Below are 25,216 nucleotides of genomic sequence, written 5' to 3' on the forward strand. Positions count from 1 at the left end.
TCTTCCGGATTTCCGGGGACGCTGTCGGGGGCGGGCGGTGGAGCCCGGCGCGGCGCGAACCGGTTGGCAGGGAGGAGGTGGCTATGGTCCGCGGTGTCCTGCTGGATCTCAGCGGGGTCCTCTACCAGGGGGACCGGGCGCTTCCGGGTGCGCCCCGTTCCGTGGAGTCCCTGCGGCAATCGGGGCTCCCCCTGCGCTTCCTCACCAACACCACCCGCAGCACCAGCGATGCCCTGCTGAAGAAGCTCTCCGGGCTCGGCTTCGATCTGCCCGCCGACCAGCTCTACGCCGCCCCCCGGGTGGCCCGCGATTACCTGCACCGGCACGGCCTGTCCCCCTTCCCGGTGATCCATCCCGATCTGCGGCCGGAATTCGCCGATTGTCCAGAACGGCAGGCCGATGCCGTGCTGGTGGGGGACGCGGGGCCGGGCTTCACCTATGAGCGGCTGAACGGGGCCTTCCGGCTGCTGCTGGAGGGCGCGCCCCTGCTCGCCATGGGGCGTAACCGGTATTTCCGCGAGGAGGACGGCCTCAGCCTGGATCAGGGGCCCTTCGTGGCCGCCCTGGAATACGCCGCGCAGACACGGGCCGTCATCCTTGGCAAGCCGGCTCCCGCGTTTTTCGAGGCGGCGCTGCGGAGCCTGGACCTTCCGGCCGGGGAGGTCGTCATGGTGGGGGACGATGTGGAGTCCGACGTGCGCGGCGCCCTGGATAACGGCCTTCAGGCCGTGCTCGTCCGGACGGGCAAATTCCGAGCCGGGGACGAGGCGGCGGTGGCGGGCTCGGGGGCCGTGGTCTGCGAGGATCTGGAGGAGGCCGCGCGCTGGATCCTCGAGCGGGCGCGCACCTAGCCGAAGCCCCGGATTTTCGGAGCGGGCCGGCCGCTTCGCATGGTCATGGCTCCGAACCGACCCGGTCCGCCATGAGACGCCGTGCCTCCCGGACATCCGGTCCCGCCGCTCCGTCCGGAAAGCGACCGAGGGTCTCCGCCAGTCGCGCCCCGTTCTCCGGCCCATCCAGGCGCGCCAGCTCGGTGGCCGCGCGCAGCTCCCAGAGGAGCGCCCCCTGCGCGCGCGCCAGGGCGGCGGCCTCCCGGAAAAGTGCCCCGGCACGCCAGGGCGTGTCCTCGGCGAGTCGGCCCCGCATGCGCAGGATCTCCGGCTTGTAGAAGACATCCCCCACCCGCCCTATGGTGGCCTGTGCCTCCTCGAAGGCGCGGATCGCCGGCTCGCGGTTGCCCAGCCGTAGATGGGCGTCACCCAGCAGGGCCAGGAAGGCCGTGCCCGCTCCCGACATGGCCTTGCGCATGCCCTCCAGGCTGCGCTCCAGCGGTGCCATGCCGTCCGCGTGGCCCCGCGCCACCCGCGCCCACCCGTACAGCGCGGACCCGGAGGCCTCCCAGAGGCGGAACCGGTAGCGTTCGGCGAGCTGCAGGACTTCCTCCGCCCATTCCCCGGCCGTCTCGCCGTCGCGCAGGAAAAAGGCCCCCATGGCGGCGAAGGTTAGGACGAAGGCCAGGGTGGGGGGATGATCCACTTCCCGGGCCCGGTCAATCGCCACGTTCATGGTCTCGGCCGCCGCGGCCGTATGGCCCAGCAGGGACTGGGGCCAGCTCCGGAAAGCATAGCCGGTGATGGCGGGATTCTCCCCGAAGGAGCGCACCAGGAAATCGTGGTCCTCGGGACGATAGGCGGCCACGGCCGTGTCCAGATGGGTAAGGGCCTGCTCCGGGGCACCCGTCATGAATCGGGTGTTTCCGGCGGCCAGATGGGCGGTGGTTCGCAGGGCGGGCTCCTGCAGGCGCTCGGCGATCTCCAGCAGGTGGCCGCTCAGGATCTTGGCCTCCTCGTAGCCGGAGTGCGAGCTGGCGCCCAGCCATAGCCCCCACAGGATCTGGAAGCGGGAGCACTCGTCCGTGCCCGGACGCAGGAGCCGCAGGGCCCTGCGGAAGGACCGATCCGCCTCCGCGGATCCGTAGCCGTGCAGCGCCAGCGAGGCGAGCCCGCCGCCCAGGTGCATGCTGAGCTCCCGCTGCTTGCGGGTGTCATCCCAGGGGGTGCGCTCGGCCAGGGCCTCGGCCGCCGCGAAATGCTCCAGCGCCTCCCGGTGGGCCGCCTCGTCCAGGGCGCGCCACCCGGCCTGTATCCAGGCCTCGAGGGCGGTGTCCGGAAGCTCGCCGGAGGCGGCGTGCCGGGCCACGAGCTGGGGACGCTCGCGGGCGGTTTCCGGGAAGCGCTCCTGCAGAACCTCCACGATCCGCCGGTGGGCCGCCCGGCGGTCGCGATGGAGCTGGATCTCGTAGGCCGCCTGCTGGAAAAGGGCGTGCCGGAAGCGGTATCCCATCTTCCGCGACTCGGGGCTGGCCTCCAGGATCCCCGCCTCCACCAATCGGCGCAGGTGGCCCGCCAGGCTTGCCCGGTCCAGGGTGGTTATGGCCGCCAGCCATTCCTCCGAAAACTCCCGGTCCAGGGTGGCCGCGAGCTGCGCGATGCGCTTCGCCGGGCCCAGGACTTCCAGGCGGGCCCAGAGGAGCTCCTGCAGGGTGGCGGGTATCTGCGAATCGCCCTCCGCGGCGGCCGGGGTGTCCCGGTAGGTCCGGATCAATTCCTCCAGGAACAGGGGGATGCCCTCCGCGCGCTCCAGAATCCGCGTCCGCACCGCATCGGGCAGGGGCGTGCCGCTCTCCAGGGCGGTCAGGAGGGTCCGGCTCGTCCGGGCATCGAGGGGTGGCAGGTCCAGGAAGGTCCAGTCCCGCGGGGCGGTTACTTCCTCCCCGGAGCGGCTGGAGGCGAGGACGAGCACCGGCAGGTCGCGAACCGCGTCGGGGAGGCGGTTTACCAGGTCGCGAGTCCCCGAATCCGCCCAGTGCAGATCCTCCAGCAGGATCAGGACCGGCTGCCGGGCGGCGCGCTCGGTAACGATCTGCAGGCAGGTCTCCTGGATGCGGAGCCGTTCCCGCCGCGGGTCGGGATCCCGGTGCGCCCGGTCCGGGTCCGATTGCCCCAGCAGCCGGCCCAGCAGGCGGGTGGCATCGGGATTCGGCAGCTCTTCCAGGTGGGTATCCAGGAACCGTTGCGCGACTGCCGGGTCCGGTTTCCCGCCGGCGCCGAGGCGCCGGGCCAGGAGCTCCGTTACCGGACCGAAGGGAACGGAATGCGTTTCGCTGCGGCAGCGGAGCTCGTGGATCACGAAATCGCCCTGGGCCGCCAGCCGTCTGCGAACTGCCTCCAGGAGGCTCGTCTTGCCTACCCCCGCCTCGCCGCGCACCAGCACCAGCTGCTCCCGCCCCGCCCGGGTGTCCCGGACATGGCGCCAGAGCGTGCCGAGCTCCCGCTCCCGGCCCACGAAGGGAGTCGGCGACCGCTTCTCGACGCCCGATTCCCGGGCGCTCCGGCCTTCGAGGCGGAACAGGTCCCCCGTCAGGGGCTCGAAGCGGAAGGCCGCTGAGGTTAGCGTCCGGATCCGGGATGTCACCACGATCTCCCCGGGCGCGGCCCGATTGCGGGCTTCCATGGCCTGCTCGGTGGCGAGGCCGGCGGGGTCGGGCACCTCGTGGTCCGTTCCGGTAATAATGGTCTCCGCGTGGATGCCCACACGCAGGGCCTCCGCGGCATCCGGCTCTTCCCGCAGGGCCATGGCGGCCTCCAGGGCGTCCCGGGAGGCCTCCTCCCGGGCGGCGGGGAAGCCGAAATAGGCCAGCAGGGTGCCGCCGTGGGGACGCAGGTAGTGGCCGCCCCACCCCTGCACGTGGCTCGCGGCCCGCTCCAGCAGGCGGCCCAGCAGGCGGGCCCGCTCTTCCGGGTCCATCACCCCGCGGGGCTGGTAGTCGCAGGCGAGGATGGTCACCTGGCGCCGTTCGGCGGCGAGGACCGGCTCGCCGCAATCCGCGAGGGTCGGCACGCCGGTCTCGCTTCCCACCCGGCCGTCCAGTATCCGGTCCCGCAGGGCGTCCGTGGTCTCCTCCGGGAGAACGCCGAGATCCGCGTACAGGGTTTCACGGCACCGCTCGTACTGGCGCAGGGCGGCGTTGGTCTCTCCCTGTCGCGCCAGGATGCGCATGACCAGGCGGTGCCCTTCCTCCGCGCCGGGGTCCAGCGCCACGTGGCGGCGGGCGTAGCGCAGGGCGGTGGCCAGGTCGCCGCCCGCCTCGTAGTGACGGCTCAGCCGGCCCACCAGCTGCAGCGCCAGCCGGTGCAGGAAGGTGCGCTGTCCCTCCAGCCATTCCCGGAAGGCCTCCAGGGGGGGAGGGATGGGAAATTCCGCCAGGAACGGCCCCCGATACAGGGCCGCCCGCTGCTCCAGGATCGCCGGACTCTCCGTCGCGGGGTCGAGTGCGCCGCCGGATCCGGTGGCCGGGGACAGGAAGGCGGCCATGTCCAGCCACAACGCCACCTCGGGGTTCCAGCGGACCGTTTCCCGGTCCGTGACGAAGAGGCGCGTGTCTCCCGGCGACTCCAGCACCCGGCGCAGCTGGAACAGGGCCTGACGCAGGCTCGTGCGGGCGGCTGCCGGCTCCTGGTCGGGCCAGAACAGCCGGCCCAGGTGGCTGCGGGAGTGGGCTTGGCCCCTTTCAACGGCCAGATACGCCAGCAATGCGCGGGCCTTGAGCGCCCGCAGACCGGTTACGGGCCGTCCGGTATGGCTGACCGTCAATCCGCCGAGCAGCTTGATGGTGAGGTCGCCCATGGTGGGTGTTCTCCCGTGATCCCCGGGGAATTTACAGCATATGCGCGGGGGGCTGAAGGGATGTCTTGGAAGCGGTTTAACGCTTTTCTAACAGGTGTCCGGATAATAGCCGTACAGCGCCGACAGTGGCCTCGTGCCTTGGGCCCCAGGAGACGCAGCGGGCGGTGGGGGTGCTGTTGGCTGTTTGTGCGAGCCCGCTTGCCCGGACCGCCGTCCGCGGTGGCTTAACGTGTCCCCTGCCGGGCAGTTCCCGCGCCCGGAGCCATGCGGCTCACGGTATGGGCAATACATCGAGTGCACTCATAAAAAAGGGAGCGTTACAGGATGAGCAAGGAAGTATGGAACAAGGCCGATCTCGTTGACGCACTCCGCCGCAAGCGGCCCGAGCTCTCGAAGCAGGAGGTCAAGGCCCTCGTGGAGGACTTGATGGATACCGTCATGGACGTGGTGGCCCAGGGTGGCCAGGTCCGGCTATCCGGATTCGGCAAGTTCGAGGCCGTGGACCGCGCGCCGCGTACCGGACGCAATCCGCACACTGGGGAGGAGGTGCCCATTCCGGCCACCAGCGTGCCGCAGTTCAAGCCCGGCAAGCTCTTCCGGGAAGGCGTGGAGGAGCGTTAGAGGATTTCCCGGGGCCGGCGGCCCCGTCCCTCCGAACCGTTCCCGGTTCTTGTTCGGTCCGGCAAGCCGCTCCATCCCCCCGGAGCGGCATGCCCCCCGAGTCCTATCCGTCTCGCCGGCATTCCGGATAATCGTCGCCGAACCTTCCCGTCCATTACGGGCCGAACCGGCCATCGGTCCCGTCCCATTCGGGCAACGCTCCGCCCGGGCGCGGATCCCGGAAACCGTTTTCCCTCCGTCGATGCCTGCGCCTCGGGCGGATCCCGCCCGTTCCCCGCCGCGTTGTCCGGCACCTGTCCAGACCGGCCTCCCGAGCCCTTGCCCGTTCGCCCCATGTTCGCCTATATTGAGAACGTATTGAGAACGATAGGATCGGTGGATCGGATATGACGCCACGCCAGCGGGAGATCCTGGACCTGATTCGCGCCGCCGTCGCCCGCGACGGGGTGGCGCCCACCCTGGAGGAGCTGGCCCGAGACGCCGGGGTCGCCTCCAAGGCCACGGTACACAAGCACCTTGCCGCCCTGGAGGCGGCGGGACGCCTGCGCAGTCATCCGGGCCGGGCACGGGGCCTGGAGCTGACGGATGAGGGGGCCGGCGGTCTGGTCACGGTGCCACTGCTGGGCCGCGTGGCCGCGGGTCGGCCCATCGACGCCGTGGAGGAGCCGGAGACGATCCAGATCCCCGAGGCCTTCCGCGGCAGCGGCGCCACCTATGTCCTCCAGGTGCACGGGGATTCCATGGCCGAGGACGGTATCCTCCACGGCGACTGGGTGATCGTGGAGCGCCGCGATACCGCCGAGGACGGTGAGGTGGTGGTGGCCCTGGTGGACGGTGGAGAGGTCACGCTCAAGCGCATTCACCACCACGGCGGGACCGTGGTGCTGGCGCCTGCCAATGCCGCCTATGCTCCGCTGGAGTACGACCCCGGGCGGGTTTGGGTGCGCGGCGTGGTAATCGGCCAGATGCGCTCCTACCGCAAGCGCTAACGGAGGCCCGCCATGCATGCCGCCCGCGATGTCGCTTCCGTGGTCCTATCCGATCTGCCGGTGGCTCTGGTCCGCCGCGCCGACCCCGCCCTGCAAGGCCGTCCGGTGGCCGTGGCGCGCGGCGCCACGGTGGTGGCGGTATCGGCGGAGGCCCACGCCGAGGGGGTGGGTCCCGGTACGCCCGTATCACGGGCGCGGCACCGGGCGGTCGTGCGCCCGCTGGACCCGGAGGCCGTGGCCCGCGTCCGCGCCGAGGTAGGGGCCGTGCTCAACCGCTATACCCCACGGGTGGAGAGCGCGGGCGGTGGTGCTTGGTATCTCGACCTTTCCGGGACCCGCCGCTATTTCCGTAAACCGCCGGTGGACCTGCTCAGCGAAGCGTCCCTGGTATTGCGCGAGGAGCTGCGACTGCCGACGCGGGCCGCCATGTCCTCGGGCAAGGCGGTGGCGCGCATGACCGCGGCGCTGGGCGACGAGCGCGTGACGCGCATCCTGCCGGGCGCCGAGCCCAGCTTCGTGCGCGGTTTCCCGGTGTCCGTGCTTCCGGGCCTGGGCGCCGTGCAGCGGTCGCGTCTGGAGCGGCTGGGGCTGTACCGGCTCGGCGATCTGGCCACGGTGCCCCTGCCGCGTCTGGAAGGGGTGTTCGGCGCCAGCGGACGGCTGTGGGGGCAGTGGAGCCGGGGGCTGGACCCGCGCCCGGTGGCCGGCTGGGCGGAAGAGGCCGATATCGATCAGTGGTACCTGAGCCTGCCGTTGTCGCCGCAGGAGCAGTCGCTGACCGCGGCGGGCCCGGCGCTTCTGGGTGCCGCCGAACGCCTGGGCCGCGCGCTCCGGGACCGTGCAGAGCGGGCCGGGCGGCTGCGTCTGACCGTGGTCCACCGCGATGGCGTGGAACGCGCCCGTAGTGCCCGGCTGGAGCCCACGGATCGCGATTTCGAGCTCTTCGAGGCCGCGAGCGCCTTGCTGCGGGCGATCTGGGAGCGGCGCGTGGCCGTGCGCCGGGTAACCGTGGCGGTGTCGGAGCGCATCAGCGGTGGCCAGGGCGAGCTGTTCCCCGCCGATGCGCGCATGGACCGCCTGTTGCGCGGCCTCGACGCAGTGCGCGACCGCTTCGGCGCGTACGCCGTGCAGTGGGGACGACGGTTGGACGGCGGTACCTGATCCGGGAAAAGCGAAAAAACCTATCGAATCGCCAAGTGCGTCATGAACGCCGAGGGAAGGAAATACGCCAGCGACCGGTACCTACCAGGGCGGGATTCGGGAAGGCCTTTCGGAATCCAGTACAGCCGGCTCGTCTGGCTGCTATTCAGGGGCTTCTTTTCGGCTTTCTTGGCGGTTCGGCATCTTCTGGTTTCGTTGTTCGAGAAGGGGGGAGCGACATGGCTTTCGGTGCGCTATCCGACCGGGTGCTGGGCGCGGCCCGGGAGGTCCATCGCCGGCTCGGACCGGGTCTGCTGGAGTCCGCCTATGCGCAGTGCCTCGCCCACGAGCTGAGCCGCGCGGGGCTGGCCTTCGAGCGCCAGCATCCCCTGCCGCTGGCCTACAAGGACCTCCGAGTGGACTGCGGTTACCGGGTGGATCTGCTGGTGGAGGAAGCCCTGATCGTCGAGCTGGAGAGCACGGCGGAGACGGAAACGGAGCCGGCGCTCGAGGCGCGGCTGCTTACCTACCTGAGGCTCGCCGGCGTGGGGGAGGGGCTGCTCATCAACTTCAACGTGCCGGTGCTGAAGTTCGGCGTGCGGCGGGTGACCGCGTGAGCGGCGATCTGAGAAAACGCCAGGGAGCCAAGACGCCAAGGAAAAGCAACGACGGGAAGCGAATCCGGTCAGCCCAGAGACTGCGCGGGACACCGGAGGCCGGGGGAGACGGACTTCCGCTCGTCCTTTCTGTTTTTCTTGGTCTTTCTTGGCGTCTTGGCGGTTTGGCGTTTTCCGTTTTTCTGCTTCCGGAGGACCGAAATGCGCGCCGTCCATCTCTGCGCCCACTCCCATTACTCTTTCCGCTACGGCATCGACAGTCCGCAGGCCCTGGCGGACGCCGCCGCCGCGCGCGGCATCGACGCGATCGCCCTCACCGACGTGGAGGGCCTGTACGGCGCCGTGGATTTCTACCGGGCGGCGCTGGCGGCAGAGATCAAGCCCCTGCTGGGTGCGCGGCTGGCGGACGGCGAGCGGGACCCCGGCTGCGTGGTCCTGGCCCGGGACCGCTCCGGCTACCGGGCCCTGTGCCGGCTGCTGAGCGCCCGCCGGCTGGGCGGGGAATGGCGCGCCATCGCCCGGGAGGCGGCGGGGCACCTGTTCTTCCTCGCCGGCAGCCGCGCCTGGGTGGACCGCCTGGACTGCGCGCCGCTGCGTGCCGCGCGGGCCCTGTTCGTGCGCCGGGTACCCGCGGACCTGTGCCGTAATCGGGAAGAGCGCGCGGCGCGTGAGCGGTTGGCCCGCTACGCCCGCCATAGGCGCCTGCCCCTGGCGGCGGCCCTGGAGGCGGCATTCCTCGATCCCGAGGCCTTCGAGGCCCACCGGGTGGCGGTTGCCATGCGTGCCGGCACCACCATCGCCCGCCTGGATCCGGCACTGCATGCCCCCGAGCAGGCTTGGCTGCGCGACGCCGAGCATCTGCGCGCCGCCTACGTCGACGACCGCGAGGCGCTGGAAAACGCGCTCCACATAGCCGGCGCCTGCGCCGATCGGGTACTCGACGGGATGCTGGATCGCCTGTGCTTCCCGCCTTTTCCGCTGGCGTCCGGCGAGGACGCCGCCGGGTATTTGCGCCGCCTGTGCCGGAGCGGCCTGCGCCGGCGCTACGGCGAGGTGGTGCCCCTGGAGGCGCAGCGCCGCCTGCAGCGCGAGCTGGCCGTGATCACGGATATGGGCTACGCCACCTATTTCCTGGTGGTCCGTGACATCGTGGAGGCCGCCGAGGCGCGCGGTATCCCCACCCTGGGGCGGGGCTCGGTGGCCAACTCCATCGTTGCCTACGTTCTGCGCATCACCCACGTGGAGCCGGTGGCGCACGGCCTGTTCTTCGAGCGCTTCCTGAACCCCGAGCGCCGCGACCCTCCGGACATCGACCTGGACTTCCCCTGGGACCGCCGCGACGAGATGGTGGACTACGTCTACGCGCGCTACGGCGCCGAGCGGGTGGCCATGGTAGGTGCCTTCACCACCTTCGAATCGCGTGGTCTGGTGCAGGAGATCGGCGCGGCATTGGGCTTCGGCCGCGAGGAGCTGGCGGAGGTCTCCAGGCGCCTGCCGCGGGTGCCGCTGCATCGGCTGCCGCAGGCCCTGGGGGAGCATCCTGCCGGGATCGAGCTGCACCCGGACCGGGAGCCGCTGGCCACCGTGCTGCGCGTGGGAGCCTACCTGGACGGCAATCCCAAGGGTTTGGGCACCCATCCCTGCGGGCTGGTGATCGCGCCCGACAGGGTGGACGCCCGGGTGCCGGTGGAGCGCAGCCCCAAGGGCTTGGTAACCACCCAGTACGCCATGTATCCCGCCGAGGCGCTGGGCCTGATCAAGATCGATTTGCTCGGTAACCGCTCCCTCACGGCGCTGCTGGATACAGTGGCCGCGGTGCGCGCCGGACGCGGCGAGGCGGTGGACTTCGATGCCCTCGACCCCGCGGAAGACCCGGCCACCCGGGATCTGGTGGCGCGCGGCGCCACCATGGGCTGCTTCTACATCGAGTCGCCCTCCATGCGCCAAGTGCAGGCGCGCCTTGACTGCCGCGACTTCGAGACCCTGGTGGCCGCCTCCTCCATCATCCGGCCCGGTGTCTCCCATTCCGGGGTCATGGAGCGCTTCATCCGCCGCCATCGCGGGGAGGAGCGAGTGGAGTACGCCCACCCCGCCCTGCGGGAGGTGCTCGACACCACCTGCGGCGTGATGATCTACCAGGAGGACGTCATCCGGACTGTGGGGGTGGTCGCCGGCATGTCCCTGGGCGAGGCCGACGATCTGCGCCGCTGCATGTCCAAGAAGCGCGACTGGAATGCCATGGAGACCTACCGGGCGCGCTTTGCGGAGGGCGCCCGCGAGCGCGGCGTTACGGAGGAGACCATCGAGCAGCTATGGACGGAGATCGAGAGCTTCGCCGGCTATGCCTTCTGCAAGGCCCACTCTGCCAGCTTCGCCCTGCTCTCCTTCCAGGTGGCTTACCTCAAGGCGCACTTCCCGGCGGAGTTTCTGGCCGCAGTGCTCGCCAACGGGGGCGGCTACTACGGTCCGCAGGCTTATGTGGACGAGGCCAAGCGCCTCGGCGTGGCGGTGCGCCCGCCACACGTGAACGGCAGCACCGCGGCACCGCGCGCCGAGCCGGATCCGGAGGGCCGGGGCGGCTGGGCCATCCGCCTCGGTCTGGACCGGGTGCGCGATCTGACCGGCGAGGCGGCCGCGGCCCTGGCGGCGGAGCGGGGGCGGAACGGCGCCTTCGCCGATCTGGAGGACCTCATCCGCCGAGTGCCGGTGCTGGACCGGGCCGGGCTGGAGGCGCTGGTGGGCTGCGGCGCGCTCGACGGCCTGGGGTCGAGCCGCCGGGCGCTGTTCTGGACGCTGGAGGGCCGGGGGTGCGGCCACGGCCGGGCCACCGGCACCGGTGACCTGTTTCCCGCGGTTCCGCAGGATCCGGAGCCGGCGCCGGTGGCCGCCGAGAGCGCGGAGGAGCGCCTGCGCTGGGAGCTGGCCTACCTGGGGCTCACGGCCTCCGACCATCCCCTGGTCCTGTTCCGGCACCGCCTGGCGCCATGGCGCCAGGGCATGGTGGCGGCGGCGCGCCTAGCGGACCACCATGGCCGCCGGGTGCGGATGGCCGGCTGGCAGGTAACGCGGAAGTCCGCCCGCACACGCGCCGGGGATCGCCCCATGTGCTTCCTGACCCTGGAGGACCGCACCGGGCTCGGCGAATGCGTGCTGTTCCCCGACGCCTACGCCACCTACGGCGGCCTGCTGCACGGATTCGGGCCCTTTGTGACCGAGGGGGTGGTGCGCCTGGAGCAGGGAGTGGCGACCCTGGAGGTGGATTGGCTGCGGGCGGTTTAGTGGAGGCGGGGATTCCCCTTAGGGCTCCTTTCGGATGAGCCTCAGTCACGGAGTTACGGAGTCAGAGCGCTGCTAAGGGATATCCCAAAAGATATGAGGATAAACCCTAAAAATATAAGTCCTTGCCCTGATTTCCCCCCGCTAGTGAATTTCCGACACTGTCCCTGCCAATGCTGTCCAGGTGGGGGGCTGGATTGTCCTGATGCCGCTGACACGGACTCTCTGTGTCCTTGAGCCGGATGCATGGAGAAGAGAAGTTCCCATGAATTACACGCACCCCCTTCCCTCCCTAGAGCAAATTCCTTTGCCACCAGAGCAGGTTGTTGAGGCCCTGCCACAGGGCCTGGTTGTGATCGACAAGCAGGGCAGGCTCCAGTGGTACAACCACCAATTCCTGGAGCTCCATCCCGGGCTGGCGGGTAGGGGAGAAATCCTGACCGGGATAGCCCTCCACGATTTATTTGCACAGGCGGTAAAGGCCGGGGATTACGTAGCCAGTACTCCCCCCTTGGGGGCGTTGCTGTCCGAATCCCGTACCGGTTCCGATATCGGCAGGGGAGACACGGAGGGCTGTTTCCTCCTCGGGGACGGGCGGTGGGTTCAGGTCCAAGGACGGCCGCTAAGTCAGGGGCGCATATTGACCTGGATTGACGTCACGACCTTGAAGGAAAGGGAGCGGGCACTGGAGCTGCAATGGCGGGAGAGCGAGTACTACGCCTATCGGGACGGCCTTACCGGGCTGCCTAATCGGCAACTGGTGGAGGACCGATTGAGCCGGAGCTGTACCCAGGCCCGGCGCCAGGAGGGCGTGGTGGCGGTAATGTTCCTGGACCTGGACGGGTTCAAGCCGATCAATGATACCTATGGGCACGCGACGGGAGACCGGGTCCTGCAGGCGGTGGCGGAGCGCCTTCTCCATTCCTTTCGGGAGGAGGACACGGTGGGGCGCATGGGCGGAGACGAGTTTGTGGGAATCTTCGAGCTCGATACCAAGCGGTCCCGGACCGCCGCAATCCGGATTGCTACCGTGCTCCTGGAGACGGTGCTTCGCGAGATCCCCGTGCAGGGGCGCCGGGTTTCGTTAAGCGGCAGCGTGGGCATTGCCCTGTGTCCATGGGATGGCGTCGGCGTCGAGAAGGTGCTCGAGTGCGCCGATCGCGCCTTGTACCGGGCCAAGGCCCAGGGAGGCAATACGTATATGTTCTGGGACGGGACAGCCACCGAGCTCCTGGGTGACCCGTACTGACCTACAGTGGGGCCCTTGTTTGCCGCGGTGGAAGGGCGCAATAAGGCGCGGAACCTGCTCAGAAGGCGGAAGGCCGCGGAAGAGGAGGAGAAGACCATGGCGGGACTGCTCGTGGCACGCCAGCCCATTTTCGACCAAGAGCTTCAGCTGTCCGGTTATGAGCTCCTGTATCGCGGCCCCGGGCAGGACGGGTCGCCCGAGGAATGGGGCAACCGGGCCACTTCCGAGGTGCTGGTGAGCCTGCTGACGGGGGAAGAGCTGGAACGCCTGGTGGGCGGCCATCCGGTCTACGTGAATCTGACCCAGGAGTTCCTCCTCGACCTGCCCAGCCTCCCGCTGGTTCCCGAACGCATGGTGCTGGAGGTCCTGGAGGATGTGGTAGTGGACCCTTCATTGCTGGCTTCCGTGCAGGAGCTTGCCCGACAGGGCCACACCATTGCGCTGGACGATTTCGTGCTCCAGCCCGAGAATCGGAAACTGCTGGAAATGGCGGATCTGGTGAAGGTGGACGTGCAAGCCCATGGATGGGAACAGCTGGCCGAGGTGGCATCCAGCCTGCGGCAGTATGGCGCCCGACTGGTGGCGGAGAAGGTGGAAACCCACGCGGAATTCACCTTCTGCCGGTATCTGGGCTTCGATCTCTTCCAGGGGTTCTTCTTCGCCCATCCCCGGGAAGTGAGCTGCCGGCCCCTGTCAGGGAGCAGCCTTCAATTGGTGAATCTTCTGGGGCGCCTGCATGACCCGGCGCTCACCCTGGAAGAGCTCATAGGGCTCGTGGAGCAAGACGTTTCCCTCAGTTATCGCCTACTGCGGCTCATCAACTCCTCCTATTTTCCGATCCATCGGGAAGTGGACTCCGTTGCCCGGGCCGTAGCCTACCTGGGGCTCAACCCGGTCCGCACCTGGGTGACTTGGCTCGCCATGGCCAGGGTGGAGGACAAGCCCCAGGAGCTCATGATTACTTCGCTGGTGCGAGCCCGGATGGCTGCAGCACTCGGCCAGAATATGGGCAACCGGCCGCGGGATGGGTATTTCACCGCTGGGCTGTTCTCCTCCCTTGATGCCCTGGTGGATCGGCCCATGGCCGAGGTGGTGGCCTCTTTGCCCATCAGCGAGGATCTTTCAGCGGCCCTGCTTCGCCGGGATGGCCCCCTCGGGGAGGTTTTGGGTGTGGTCTTGCGTTTCGAGCGGGGGGAATGGGAGGTAAAGGATGCTCTCCCGCTCGATTCCGAGGAAGTCGGCGCATCTTACCGCGAGGCGGTGGCCTGGGTGGAGGAATTACGGGAAGCCCTGGTGTAAGGGCAGCCCCGGAAACTACCAGGATTAGGGGTGTGATGGGCAAGGAGCACAATAGCCACCAGACCACGCGATTGCTCCAGGAGCTGCACGAACGCTACTCCGCGGTGTCCGGCTACCTTCCTCTGCAGCGGCGCGTGGAGCGCGAGCTGAGCCATCAGCTGGCGGCCAGTGCCGTCCTGGCGAAAAATCGCCGCCCTGCGCCGCCATGTTTCCGATCCGCGTTACCTTCGCGCTGTGGCGCAGGGCGGCAAGCGCCATAACCTGTATGGGCTTCCCGTGGGGGAAATAACCGAACCGGAACGGGGCCATGCCCTGGCCGCACTGTATGGCCTGACCGAGGGGGATCCCAGCCAACAGCAGCAAGAGGACTTTGTCGCCGGCGTGCGTATGGTGCTTCTGAAGCAGGTGGCCGCCCGGTTTGGGGCTGGGGTCCAGGACGAAACGGCGGAGGTCCTGAGTGGTCAGCTCCTAATGCCGGATACCGTGGAGCACCTAGCCATATCCCTCCTTCAGTGCCCCCGGGTGGAGAATTGGCGCTCCGCCCTGGATGCCGCCACCTCGGAGGAGTCCCCATCGGACGAGCCCATAGTGCCCAAATGGCTGAAGTAGCTCCGGCATGCCCCCAAGGCCCCCATAGCCCAGGGCATGATCCCCGGGGTTCCCGCCGTAAAGTCGCTGTGCTTGGTTTTGTTTCGCTTGTCTTCGTGCCCTTCGCGATTCCCGGTCTCTTCCAGACTTCCCAGTAAGAGTCGTCAGCTGCGTCCTCCCTCCATCATCCACTGCGACCGCATGGGCCCTCCCTCCCCGTAGGCCGGATCCGCCGCAGGAACGGGCACGCCGGCGATGCGCTCCAGAGCGGCCTCGTGCTCGCCGGGGCGGCCGGTATTCATGTCCGGATCCTGCCCCGTCGGATAGGCGCCCACACAGCGGAAGCCGTCGCGGGCCTCCAGGCATTTGTGGGCGGTGCCGGCGGGCAGGATCACCACGTCGCCAGCCTCCGCTTCGAGGGCCGGTCCCTCCGGACCGCCGAACTGGATCCGCGCGGAGCCAGTGAAGCAGCCGAGCACTTCGTGGGCCGTGCCGTGGTAGTGGTGGTAGCCGAACACGCCGAACCGCCAGGCGGGCGGCCAGCCGTTGGTGGCGAAAACGCGCTCGATACCGTCGGGATCGCCGGCGGCGAAGGCACTGCGGTACACCAGCAGCGGCAGGGCGGGGTTGTTCGGATAGATGCCGTCGTCGCACAGCCGCCGGGCGATCACGTCGGGCGGATTCGGGGCGGTGCCCATGACTCCCCTCCTGTTCGTACGCCGCATGGAAGGGATCAGGATAACAGCACGTGCCTACCATGGCGTGGGCCCCGCGGCGGGCTTAGGGTGGGGGGAAAGGCGAGGCCGGAGGGCAGTATGGAATTGCAGGACGCGGTGATCATCGTGACGGGCGCCGGGCGGGGGATCGGCCGGGCCACGGCGCTGGAGCTGGCCCGGGCGGGCGCCCGGGTGGTAGCGGTGGCACGAACCGCCCACGGGGAATCGGGTGTGGCGGCCACGGTGGCGGCCGTGGAAGCGGCCGGAGGCCGGGCCCGTGCCGAGCCCGCGGATGTCCGCGACGCCGAGGGGGTCAAGGCCTTGATGGAGCGCGTGGCCGAGGCGGAGGGCCATATCGACGGGCTGGTGAACGGCGCCGCCGTCTTCGCAGGGGAGCGGGGGCTCCTGGATATCTCCCCGGACCAGTGGTCCGAGGTCCTGGATACCAACCTCACCGGAGCCTTCCTGTGCCTGCGGGCGGCGGCGCCGCACCTGATCCGCGCCGGCGGCGGGGTGGTAGTGAACATGACTTCCGGGGCCGCCGTGCGAACCGGATTCCTGAACGTGGCCTACGGGGTCTCCAAGGCGGGTCTGGACCGCCTGACCCAGGGGGCCGATGCCGAGCTGCGCAAGGACGGCATCCTGTGCGTATCGCTTTCGCCGCCGGTAACGCGCACGGAGACCGTGGAGGCCATTTACGGCTCCGGAACCGAGGACCTCTATGCCGCGGAGCCGGAGCGCACCGCGCGGGCGGTTCGGAAGCTCATAGTCCACCATGCGGCGGAACGGGCGGGGGGCGTGGTCACCGTTCGGGAGCTGATGGAGGGAGAGGCCGATTGAGGGGCTATCCCCCTCCGTCAAGGGAAAAGTTTTTTCCGAATCCGGGAGAATAGTTTCCCACAGGGGCTGTGGAGAAGTTTGGGGAAAACGCTTTGATAGCTCGTCTGAAGCCTTGCGGCGCCGGGCTTCCGGCGGATATGGTTAATATTTGTGCAACACAAAAAATCCTTTATAAACAAAATAGTAGGTTTATTTTCGGGCGCCCCGGGGGTTCAGCCGGGATCGGGGCCCCTTCGAGCTGGCAGGTGTTAAGGCTTGTGAACAAATGTCAATATTGACAGCAATGTCCGCTGTCCACGAACTGTCCATGAGAAGGCTGGAGTGACCTTCGGCTCCGGTCGGAACCTTCTCAAGGACCGTGCGGTGTACAGCCTTCGAGCCCGCTGCAGTCAAGGGGAAAATTTTTCTGGAAGGATCCGGACGGTTTCCCCACAGAGCTTGTGGAAAAACCAGTGGAAAAGGTTTTGAGCGTTCGTTCGGGCCCCCGAGTCGTGGGCGAATCGGGAGCCCGGCTCATTCCTTGGGCAGAAAGGAAAAATACGAAATAACAAGGTACTGCGTGTAAGTTTACGACCAATAGGGATTTTTCGCCCCGCGCGGGGCCACGACAGCGCCGGATGTTGACGGATGGGCGCGGATGTCAATATTGACAGCCCCTTTCCGGAGGCGGCCGGCTGCCGCGAAGCGGGCTGTGTGGCTCCGGGAGGGAGCGTAAAAAAAACGGCCCGGCGGAACCGGGCCGTAGCCTGATAAGCGGTACGGGGCGCAGCCTAGTCCAGCTTGAACTGCGCCACTTCCTCGGCAACCTGGCTGGCCATATGGTCCACCTGTCCCGCCGCTTGGCGGATCTGCTCGGTGGCGCTGGTGACGCTGGCCACCGCGTCCTGGATCTGTCCCAGGTTCTCGGTGTTCTCGGCCATGGTGGCTGCCAGCTCCTCCGCGGCTGAGGCGATCTGGTTGGCCATGGAGTCGGTGGCCTCCGCCTGGGTGCTGATGGTCTCCATGGCCTGGCGGAGCTGGTCCATGGTGGTGGTGTTGCTGTCCACCTGACTGCGGAATTTCTCCAGGATGCCGCCGATCTCGCCGGTGGCCGAGGAGGTCTGCTCGGCGAGCTTGCGCACCTCGTCGGCCACCACGGCGAAGCCCTGTCCCGCCTCGCCGGCGTTGGCGGCCTCGATGGCGGCGTTCAGCGCCAGCAGATCGGTCTTCTTGGCAATGCTCTGGATGGTCTCGGTGATCTGGTTGACGCTTTCCGTGGTCTCGCGGAGCTCCTCCATCTGCCGACTGGCCTGCTCGGCGGCCTCCCGGCCGCTGTTGGATTCCCGGTTCACCTTGCCCGCGGACTCCGAGACCTCGGAGACGTTGCTGGCCACGTCCTGGACCACCTTGTTCACTTCCTGGGAGGAGCTGTTCACCTGCTCCACCTGGTCCATCTGGGAGCGGGCGTTCTCCTGGAGGCCCTCGGCGGAGGCGTTAAGCTCCTCGCTGGCCGCGGCCAGCTGGTTGGACTGCTCGCGGCTGTTGCGCATCCGATCCTGGAGCTTGTCCATGAGCTCGTTGAAGGCGGCGCTGGCGCGGCCGATCTCGTCCCTGCTGGATTCGTCCAGGCGTCTGGTCAGGTCGCCGTCGCCCGTGGCGATGTCATGGAGGCCGCTGGCCATGCGCTGCAGGGGCTGCGTCACCAGGCGCCCGGTGGCCATGGACAGGAGCAGAAGCACGGCCACCACGGCTCCGGCGAGCCCCACCATCTGAACCGAGACATCCCTTACGACCCCGTTCCAGGCGGTGGTGACATCCTTGAACATGCGGATCCGGCCCACGGTTTCGCCGGAATAGTCCGTGAGGGGCATGGTGGCGGTCACGAAGGTTCGGTTCCCCACGTCCACCCATTTACCGCCGGCCTCTAAGGGGGATTGGCCAAGGACCTCGCGGACCTCCGGAGCGGAATAGTCGTAGTACACCAGATTGCCGCGCTTGAGGTCGGAGTTGCCTGCCTCAAAGCGTCCCGCGGCGCGGAACACCTTCTCGAAGATTCCCGCGGCGAAGGCCGTGCCGGTCTGTTCGGCGGCAGTCTCGAGGATGGCGTGGGCGCTGGAGCCGAGCTCCACCGTGCCCACCTGCTCGCCCTGATAGGTCACCGGCGCCACCAGCCGCAGACCGAGCCCGGCCCGGCCCACCTCCAGGCCCCGCACCCGCTTGCCGTCCTGGTTGGCCGTAACCACGGTTTTACGGAACCCGGAGAGGTCGTCGCCGTGCTTGCCGGGCTTGTGGGCCCGGAAGAAGCTGTGGCCGTCCGGGGTATGGAAGTGGAACTGCTGGATGCCGTATTCGTCGTGAAGACGTTGCTCGTAGAGCGGCAGGGTCAGATCGGCCAGGCGCCGCCGGTCCCGTTCGGCAAAGGCCCGGACGATCTCCCGGTTCTCCAGCAGCAGGTCCATGGACATGGAAAGGCTGTTTGCCTGGGATTCGTAGGAGGCCTCCACCATCCGCTCGAAGGTGCGCAGGGAATCCAGGCTCCGCTGCTCGATGGCGCCCGTCGTGCTCCAGAACACGAAGGCGGCATTCATCAGTCCGCCGAGGACGATGACCGGAAGCAGGAAGACCAGCAGCTTGCCGCGGACACTGTGCATCAGACGCATGGAGGTGCTCCCCTGTAGCAGGCATATCGAGGTATGTCCGGAGGAGTAACGAATTCCGGACAGTCGCCAGGGATGCAAAAACCTCGCCTAATGGCCTGCCGGGCTCATTCCAGGCGGAACTGCTGCGCAAGATCGGCCAACTGGCGGGCCAATGTGTCCACCTGTCCGGCGGCCTGCCGGATCTGCTCCACGGAATCGGTGACCGACGACGCGGCGCCGTGGATCTCTCCCAGGTTGTCGGTGGTCTCGCTCATTGTCGCCGCCAGCTCCTCCGCGGCCGCGGCGATCTGATTGGCCATCTGGTCCGTTCGCTCCGCATGGGAGCGGATGGTCTCCATGGCCTGGTTCAGCTCTTCCATGGTGGCGGCGTTTTCGTCCACCTGGGCGCGGAATTTCTCCAGGATGCCGCCGATCTCGCCGGTGGCCGAGGAGGTCTGCTCGGCGAGCTTGCGCACCTCGTCGGCCACCACGGCGAAGCCCTGTCCCGCCTCGCCGGCGTTGGCGGCCTCGATGGCGGCGTTGAGGGCCAGCAGATCGGTCTTCTTGGCGATGCTCTGGATGGTCCCGGTGATCTGGTTGACGTCCTCGGTGGTCTCGCGGAGCTCCTCCATCTGGCGGCTGGCCTTTTCGGCGGCGCGGTTCCCCGTCTGGCTTTCCTGGTTCACCTGCCCGGCGGCCTCGGAGACCTCGGTGATGTTGTTGGCGACGTCCTGGACCACCTCGTTGACCTGGCGGATGGAATCGTTGGCGTTGTCCACCCGCCCCACCTGGTCCTGGGCGCTTTCCTGAAGACCCTCGGCGGAGGCGGTGAGCTCTTCGCTGGCGGCGGCAAGCTGGTTGGACTGCTCGCGGCTGTCCCGCATCTGCTCTTGGAGCTTCTCCAGCAGGCGGTTAAAGGCCTGGGCGAGGCGTCCGGTCTCGTCACCCTGGCGGTCGGCCAGGCGCCGGGTGAGGTCGCCGCGCCCGGAGGCGATCTCGGTCAGGACCCCGGTCATTCCCTCCAGTGGTCGGGTGACGGATCGGCGAATGAAGAGGAAGACCGCGCCCAGCAGCGGCATGCTGAGGAGCACGGCGATGAAGAACAGCTTGACGGTAAAGGAGCGGGCGGCGGAGAAGCTGTCCTCGAGGGGGATCTTCATGCTCACCGCGCCGAGCACCGCCCCCTCCTCGACGTTGGTATGGCACTGCAAGCAGTTCTTGCCCAGGTAATTGCGCCGGGCCTTGGTGGGGATCACGGAGCGAAGCAGCCCTTTTTCCGCGTTCACCCGGAACACGGGCTCGCCGGAATCCAGCGCCCGCCGTTCCAGGGAGCTGCGGGCCTGCTCCTCCTCGCGACCGGCGCCGTAGAGCGCCGCCACCTTGGCACCGCGGATCACCCGAAGGTCGTGCACGCTGCCCTGCTCCCGGATCTGATCCAGGAAGCTGCCGCGATTGTTCATCTGGCCGGTGATCATGAGGGTGGTCAGGCCGGCCATGGTGGTCTCATGGAGGGTGCGGGAGAAGTCCCGTGCCTGGTTGGTGGCCAGCTCGCGCTGTTCGAAGAAAACCCAGGCCACCATGCCGGTCCAGGCCACGATCAGTGCGGCCCAGATCAGGGCGGTGAGCCGGGCGCCCAGACTGCCGCGCAAGGCGCTGAGAAGTCGCATGGTCCTCCCCGGAGGATTCGCCGTGGACCCCGAATCCCGTAGAAAATTTATGGAAAATCGGGGCGAGGATACCCGAGTGCGGACAATGCGTCACGGCTGCCCGGGTTACAGGACGGACAGTCCGGCCGCCTCCAGCATGCGCACGGTGTGGATGAGGGGCAGGCCGGTGACCGTGCTGGGATCGTCGCCCTCGGTGCGTACCAGCAGAGCCAGCCCGAGGCTCTCGGCACGGATGCTGCCGGCGCAGTCCAGGGGCCGGTCGCGCTCCACGTAACGCCGGATCTGCTCGTCGGAGAGCTCCCGGAACACGGTCTTGAAGGGAAAAACCTCGGTCCGCAGGAACCCGGCGTTCTCGCAGCGTACGCAGATGGCCGTCTGGAAGGTGACGGTCCGGCCGGAGACCGACCGGAGCTGGGTGCAGGCGGTTTCCACGTCGCCGGGCTTGCCGAGGGCCCGGCCCTGGTGCGCGGCGCACTGGTCGGAGCCGATCACCACCGCCTCGGGGTGCTGTCTGGCCACGCCCGCCGCCTTCTCCTCGGCGAGGCGGGCCACCATGGCTTCCGGGGCCTCATCGGGCAGTGGCGTCTCGTCGGTCCCCGGGGGGATGGCCTGGAATTCCAGCTCCAGCTGCCGGAGCTGAGCGGCACGGTAGGGGGAGGTGGAGGCGAGGATCAGCGGGGGCGTATCCATGGGCTTCCTTTCGTTTGCTCGGGGCCGGCTCGGAACGGGGCGCGATCCCGGTGCGGTTCGGGCACACCGGCCCTGCCGTTAGGAGAGGTCCTCGGATTCCTCGTCGAGGGCCTCGGCCATGATGGTCTGGTAGTTGGTGTAGAGGGCCTGTCCGGGCTTGCCGTTGGGATGACGGCGGACGTACTTCACCTCCGTCCAGTCCACCTCCGCCTTGCGGTCCGCCTTGGGGCTGTGGGTGACCGCGAGGCGCGCCGCGTACGCCAGCACCTCGTCTCCGGGCAGCGGGTCCTTGCGGTCCCGGGGGATCAGCACGTGGGCGCCGGGCAAGCCCTGGACATGGAGCCAGATATCCCAGGGGCGCGCCCGGCGGAAGGTGAGCCAGTCGTTGGTGGCCCGGGTGGCGCCCACCAGGATGGTGTGCTCCCCGTACTGGACTTCCCGCGGCGGCTCCGGTCCCTCGGGGGAGCGCTTGCGGGTGCCGTGGCGCTCCTCCGCGGGCAGCGCTTCGAGCCGATCCAGCCGGTCGGTGATGGCCTCCAGGGTCTCCGGGTCGGCGTCTTCCAGGTCCTCCTCCAGACGCGCCACTTCGGCGAGGTCGCTCTCCGTTTCGAAGCGGCGGCGGGCCGCCAGCTCCTGCCCCCGCTCCGCCTTGCGGGCCTTGTTGAAGTAGCGCTCGGCGTCTTCCTGGTAGGAGCGTCCGGGCTGCACGGGGACCTGGATGGTGTCCGGCGGGTTGGACAGGTAGTCCGTGGCCGTGACGTTCTCCTCGCGGGCCACGCCCCCGCCCAGGCTGATCAGGGCCTGACCGTAGCGGCGGTACTCCTCCGGATGGGCGTGCCGGGACTGGTCCGCCAGGACCTTTTCCAGCCGATCCTCCAGCCGCTTGCGGTGACCGCGCAGGCGACTTTCGAGGCGCTGGCGGGTCCGCTCCTCCCGGGCGTGCCGGATGGTGGCCTCGATGTACTCCGGCCAGGCCTCCTCCAAAGGGCCCGCGAGCCGGGGGGTTGCCCAGTTGGGGAGCGGAAAGGGGTAGAGGAAGCGCTTGCCGTCGTCTTCGTGGAGGTACCACTGCTCCGAGGGCTCGGTCAGGGCGGAGGCAGCGGTGGCCAGGAGCGCCGTCCGACCCTCGGCGGGGAGCTCGTCAAGGGCCTGCGCCAGCCGGGGTGGCACCGGAACCAGCCGTTGGGCCAGCTCCTTGCCGCTGCCGGAAAGATCCAGATCCGCCGGGGGCGCGCCCTCCAGCAGGCTCCAGCGGGCCGCTTCCGCCCCCGGCGGGGCCGGGGGCGGCTGGTAGGTCATGCCGGGCAGGAAGCGGGCATCGGGATCCGTGAGGTCGGGCCGGTGCAGCGGGCGGTCCACCCGGTCATCGCTGGTGAGCAGGGCGGCGTTGCAGCGCTTGCCCAGGAATTCGGCCACCAGCCCGCGGCGGTCGTATTTCCCGGTGAGCCGCTTGCGGGCGAAGCGCAGGACCAGGACCCGGTCGGGCCAGGGGTGCTCGATGGCCTCCAGGTGGAAGCCGGTCAGCCGCTGATGGAGGTAGCTCGGAAAGCCGCCTTCCGGCTCTTCCTGGCTCTCGCTCAGGGGGAACAGGCCCCGGAATTGGCCGGTCAGGGAAACGCGCAGCACAGGGGCGGCGCCGAAGCGCAATTCGGGGGCCTGCTCGGGGCCGGTCACGGCGCGCACGGCGCGGCCCGTGAACCGCGGCGCCAGGCTTGCCGCTGCGGCGTGTAGCTGGATAACATCCATAGTCGGTACTTGCACTCGGGGGAAGGATTTCGTAATTTAACTAGTTTATCAGTTGCCCAATTACCAGCCGAAGCGTACCTTCGGCATTGCATTTTTCTGGAGGCGGGCATGCGCATTGTAATGGCATCCGACCATGGCGGTCTCGAGCTGCGCCAGATGGTCCTGGAGCACGTACGCGAGCGCGGCTATGAAGTGGTGGATCTGGGAACCCACGAGGCCGCTAGCGTGGATTACCCCGATTATGCCGTGATGGCCGCGGAGAAGCTGCGCAACGGCGAGGCCGACCGCGCCGTCCTGGTTTGCGGCACCGGCCTGGGGATCAGCATGGCCGCCAACCGCCACAAGGGTATTCGTGCCGCGGTCTGCCACAACGAATTCGAGGCCCGCATGTCGCGGCAGCACAACGATGCCAACGTGCTGGTTCTGGGCGGCCGCGTGATCGGCCCCGGCTTGGCCGCGAGCATCTTCGATGCCTGGATGAGCGCCGAGTTCGAGGGCGGGCGCCACCAGAACCGCGTGGACAAGATCGAGTCCATCGACGGCTAGCCGGCCGTTCCCCCGCCGCAATCGGCCTTCCCGGCGTGGGTCGGAGGCGGGCAACCAATCAGCGCCACCAGCAGCAGAAGAGAGGACCCATGTACTCGAAATCGGACTCCATTGCCAGCTACGATCCCGAACTGAACGAGGCGATCCTGAACGAGGGGAGCCGTCAGGAAGAGCATATCGAGCTGATCGCGTCCGAGAACTCCACCTCGCCGCGGGTGATGGAGGCCCAGGGCTCCAAGCTCACCAACAAGTACGCCGAAGGCTATCCCGGCCGGCGCTATTACGGTGGCTGCGAGTACGTGGATGTGGTGGAGCAGCTGGCCATCGACCGGGCCAAGAAGCTGTTCGGCGCCGACTATGCCAATGTTCAGCCGCACTCCGGCTCCCAGGCCAACCAGGCGGTGTTCTTCTCGGTGCTGTCCCCGGGCGACACCATCCTGGGCATGAACCTGGCCCACGGCGGGCACCTGACCCACGGCGCCCCGGTGAACCTCTCCGGCAAGCTGTTCAACGTGGTGGCCTACGGCGTGGACGAGCAGAACGAGCAGATCGACTACGACCACGTCCGTGCCCAGGCCCAGGAGCACCGGCCCAAGCTGATCATCGCCGGCGCCAGCGCCTATTCGCGCACCATCGATTTTGCCAGGTTCCGCGAGATCGCCGACGAGGTGGGTGCCTGGCTGCTGGTGGACATGGCGCACATCGCCGGGCTGGTGGCGGCGGGCCTGCACCCCAATCCGGTGCCGCACGCCCACTTCACCACCTCCACCACCCACAAGACCCTGCGCGGCCCCCGGGGCGGCCTGATCCTCACCAACGACCCGGATCTGGCCAAGAAGGTGAACTCCAACATCTTCCCCGGCATCCAGGGCGGCCCGCTCATGCACGTGATCGCCGGCAAGGCGGTGGCCTTCAAGGAGGCCATGGAGGAGCCCTTCCAGTCCGACCAGAAGCAGGTGGTGCGCTCCGCGCAGGTCATGGCCGAGACCCTGGCCAAGCGCGGCTACAAGATCGTCTCCGGCGGCACCGACAACCACTTGTTCCTGGTGAATCTTTCCGACAAGGGCATTACCGGAAAGGACGCCGAGGCGGCCCTCGGCAAGGCCAACATCACCACCAACAAGAACGGCGTGCCCTTCGACAAGGAATCGCCCTTCGTCACCAGCGGCGTGCGCATCGGCACCGCGGCCATCACCGCCCGCGGCTTCAAGGACGCCGAGGCGGAGAAGGTGGCCGGCTGGATCGCCGACGTCCTGGACAATCCGGAATCCGAGGAGACCATCAGCTCGGTGAAGGAGCAGGTCCTGGAGCTCAACCGCCAGTTCCCCATCTACGACTTCTAGCCGGCCACGGAAAAAAGGCACCTCTTGCGCTGCCCTTTCTGCAGTAACGAGGAAACCCGGGTCCAGGACAGCAGGCTGGCCGAGGGGGGCGCGGCGGTACGACGCCGCCGCGCCTGCCAGGCGTGCGGAGCGCGCTTCACCACCTTCGAGCGGGCCGAGATGCGGATGCCCCAGGTGGTGAAGGGGGACGGACGGCGCGAGCCCTTCAACGAGGAGAAGCTCCGCGCCGGCCTCATGCGCGCCCTGGAGAAGCGCCCGGTGTCCTCGGAGACCGTGGAAGGGGTGGTCCACGACATCAAGCAGCGTCTCATGCAGTCGGGCGAGAAGGAGCTGCCCTCCCGCCGCATCGGAGAATGGCTCATGGAGGCCCTGCGCGAGGTGGATGAGGTGGCTTTCGTGCGCTTCGCCTCCGTCTATCGCCGTTTCGAGGATGTGAATGCCTTCCGGGCGGAGCTGGACCGGCTCAACAAGGGTGAGGACTGACCCGTGCCCGCCGGTCCCCTGGGCGGGCCGGACCGGACGGGAGGAAGGGCTTCCGGCGCTTTCCGGACCGGCAGGGGCTCGCCGTTTCCCGGCCGGCTCTTA

The 25,216-nt window shown here is 68.4% G+C and carries 19 protein-coding genes and 1 pseudogene; 14 read left to right on the plus strand and 6 right to left on the minus strand.

The window, feature by feature from the left end; genetic code table 11:
* The first annotated feature begins 83 nt into the window (after positions 1-83).
* A complete protein-coding gene (locus ACERLL_RS13780; protein WP_373656681.1) occupies positions 84-851 on the plus strand; it encodes a TIGR01458 family HAD-type hydrolase in 768 nt (255 codons plus the stop codon).
* 43 nt (positions 852-894) lie between these two features.
* Here ACERLL_RS13780 and ACERLL_RS13785 read toward each other — a convergent pair whose 3' ends face one another.
* On the minus strand, positions 895-4,686 hold the full coding sequence (locus ACERLL_RS13785; protein ID WP_373656682.1) for an AfsR/SARP family transcriptional regulator: 3,792 nt from the start codon (positions 4,684-4,686) through the stop codon (positions 895-897).
* Between the two features lie 324 nt (positions 4,687-5,010).
* On the opposite strand from ACERLL_RS13785, the gene ACERLL_RS13790 reads away from it, so the two are divergent.
* From ACERLL_RS13790 to ACERLL_RS13830, 9 genes and pseudogenes are all read left to right on the plus strand, one after another.
* On the plus strand, positions 5,011-5,307 hold the full coding sequence (locus tag ACERLL_RS13790; RefSeq protein WP_373656683.1) for an HU family DNA-binding protein: 297 nt from the start codon (positions 5,011-5,013) through the stop codon (positions 5,305-5,307).
* A gap of 386 nt (positions 5,308-5,693) precedes the next feature.
* A complete protein-coding gene (gene lexA, locus ACERLL_RS13795; RefSeq protein ID WP_373656684.1) occupies positions 5,694-6,296 on the plus strand; it encodes a transcriptional repressor LexA in 603 nt (200 codons plus the stop codon).
* Positions 6,297-6,308: 12 nt separating this feature from the next.
* Complete coding sequence (locus ACERLL_RS13800; protein WP_373656685.1) at positions 6,309-7,457, plus strand: DNA polymerase Y family protein; 1,149 nt, start codon at positions 6,309-6,311, stop codon at positions 7,455-7,457.
* A 218-nt stretch (positions 7,458-7,675) separates the two neighbouring features.
* Positions 7,676-8,053, plus strand: coding sequence for a GxxExxY protein (locus tag ACERLL_RS13805; protein WP_373656686.1), 378 nt, complete (start codon positions 7,676-7,678; stop codon positions 8,051-8,053).
* 201 nt (positions 8,054-8,254) lie between these two features.
* Positions 8,255-11,332, plus strand: a complete 3,078-nt coding sequence (locus tag ACERLL_RS13810; RefSeq protein ID WP_373656687.1) for a DNA polymerase III subunit alpha — start codon at positions 8,255-8,257, stop codon at positions 11,330-11,332.
* A gap of 349 nt (positions 11,333-11,681) precedes the next feature.
* A pseudogene (locus ACERLL_RS13815) lies at positions 11,682-11,948 on the plus strand (hypothetical protein); the annotation flags it as partial.
* Positions 11,949-11,969: 21 nt separating this feature from the next.
* Complete coding sequence (locus tag ACERLL_RS13820) at positions 11,970-12,578, plus strand: diguanylate cyclase domain-containing protein (RefSeq protein ID WP_373656742.1); 609 nt, start codon at positions 11,970-11,972, stop codon at positions 12,576-12,578.
* Positions 12,579-12,674: 96 nt separating this feature from the next.
* Positions 12,675-13,877: an EAL and HDOD domain-containing protein gene (locus ACERLL_RS13825; RefSeq protein WP_373656688.1), complete on the plus strand. Its 1,203-nt coding sequence runs from the start codon at positions 12,675-12,677 to the stop codon at positions 13,875-13,877.
* 168 nt (positions 13,878-14,045) lie between these two features.
* A complete protein-coding gene (locus ACERLL_RS13830) occupies positions 14,046-14,486 on the plus strand; it encodes a ProQ/FINO family protein (protein WP_373656689.1) in 441 nt (146 codons plus the stop codon).
* Positions 14,487-14,629: 143 nt separating this feature from the next.
* Here the strand turns inward: ACERLL_RS13830 and ACERLL_RS13835 are convergent, their stop codons facing one another.
* Complete coding sequence (locus ACERLL_RS13835) at positions 14,630-15,163, minus strand: hypothetical protein (protein WP_373656690.1); 534 nt, start codon at positions 15,161-15,163, stop codon at positions 14,630-14,632.
* 117 nt (positions 15,164-15,280) lie between these two features.
* Between ACERLL_RS13835 and ACERLL_RS13840 the strand changes: the two genes are divergently transcribed.
* Positions 15,281-16,021: an SDR family oxidoreductase gene (locus tag ACERLL_RS13840; RefSeq protein WP_373656691.1), complete on the plus strand. Its 741-nt coding sequence runs from the start codon at positions 15,281-15,283 to the stop codon at positions 16,019-16,021.
* A gap of 770 nt (positions 16,022-16,791) precedes the next feature.
* Here the strand turns inward: ACERLL_RS13840 and ACERLL_RS13845 are convergent.
* The 4 genes from ACERLL_RS13845 to ACERLL_RS13860 form a co-directional block, all read right to left on the minus strand.
* Positions 16,792-18,660 carry a methyl-accepting chemotaxis protein gene (locus tag ACERLL_RS13845; protein ID WP_373656692.1) on the minus strand — a complete coding sequence of 623 codons (1,869 nt, stop codon included), beginning with the start codon at positions 18,658-18,660 and terminating at the stop codon, positions 16,792-16,794.
* A gap of 104 nt (positions 18,661-18,764) precedes the next feature.
* A complete protein-coding gene (locus ACERLL_RS13850) occupies positions 18,765-20,306 on the minus strand; it encodes a methyl-accepting chemotaxis protein (protein ID WP_373656693.1) in 1,542 nt (513 codons plus the stop codon).
* Between the two features lie 105 nt (positions 20,307-20,411).
* Positions 20,412-20,996 (minus strand): Maf family protein, encoded by a 585-nt coding sequence (locus ACERLL_RS13855; RefSeq protein WP_373656694.1) that lies wholly within the window; start codon positions 20,994-20,996, stop codon positions 20,412-20,414.
* A 78-nt stretch (positions 20,997-21,074) separates the two neighbouring features.
* Complete coding sequence (locus ACERLL_RS13860) at positions 21,075-22,742, minus strand: NFACT family protein (protein ID WP_373656695.1); 1,668 nt, start codon at positions 22,740-22,742, stop codon at positions 21,075-21,077.
* A 108-nt stretch (positions 22,743-22,850) separates the two neighbouring features.
* Between ACERLL_RS13860 and rpiB the strand changes: the two genes are divergently transcribed.
* The 3 genes from rpiB to nrdR all read left to right on the plus strand — a co-directional run bounded on the left by rpiB (position 22,851) and on the right by nrdR (position 25,114).
* On the plus strand, positions 22,851-23,288 hold the full coding sequence (gene rpiB / locus ACERLL_RS13865; RefSeq protein WP_373656696.1) for a ribose 5-phosphate isomerase B: 438 nt from the start codon (positions 22,851-22,853) through the stop codon (positions 23,286-23,288).
* A gap of 89 nt (positions 23,289-23,377) precedes the next feature.
* Positions 23,378-24,631 carry a serine hydroxymethyltransferase gene (gene glyA / locus ACERLL_RS13870; RefSeq protein WP_373656697.1) on the plus strand — a complete coding sequence of 418 codons (1,254 nt, stop codon included), beginning with the start codon at positions 23,378-23,380 and terminating at the stop codon, positions 24,629-24,631.
* Between the two features lie 24 nt (positions 24,632-24,655).
* Positions 24,656-25,114, plus strand: a complete 459-nt coding sequence (nrdR, locus tag ACERLL_RS13875; protein WP_373656698.1) for a transcriptional regulator NrdR — start codon at positions 24,656-24,658, stop codon at positions 25,112-25,114.
* Positions 25,115-25,216 lie beyond the last annotated feature (102 nt).

Source organism: Thiohalorhabdus sp. Cl-TMA (assembly GCF_041821045.1).
Taxonomy (GTDB): domain Bacteria; phylum Pseudomonadota; class Gammaproteobacteria; order Thiohalorhabdales; family Thiohalorhabdaceae; genus Thiohalorhabdus; species Thiohalorhabdus methylotropha.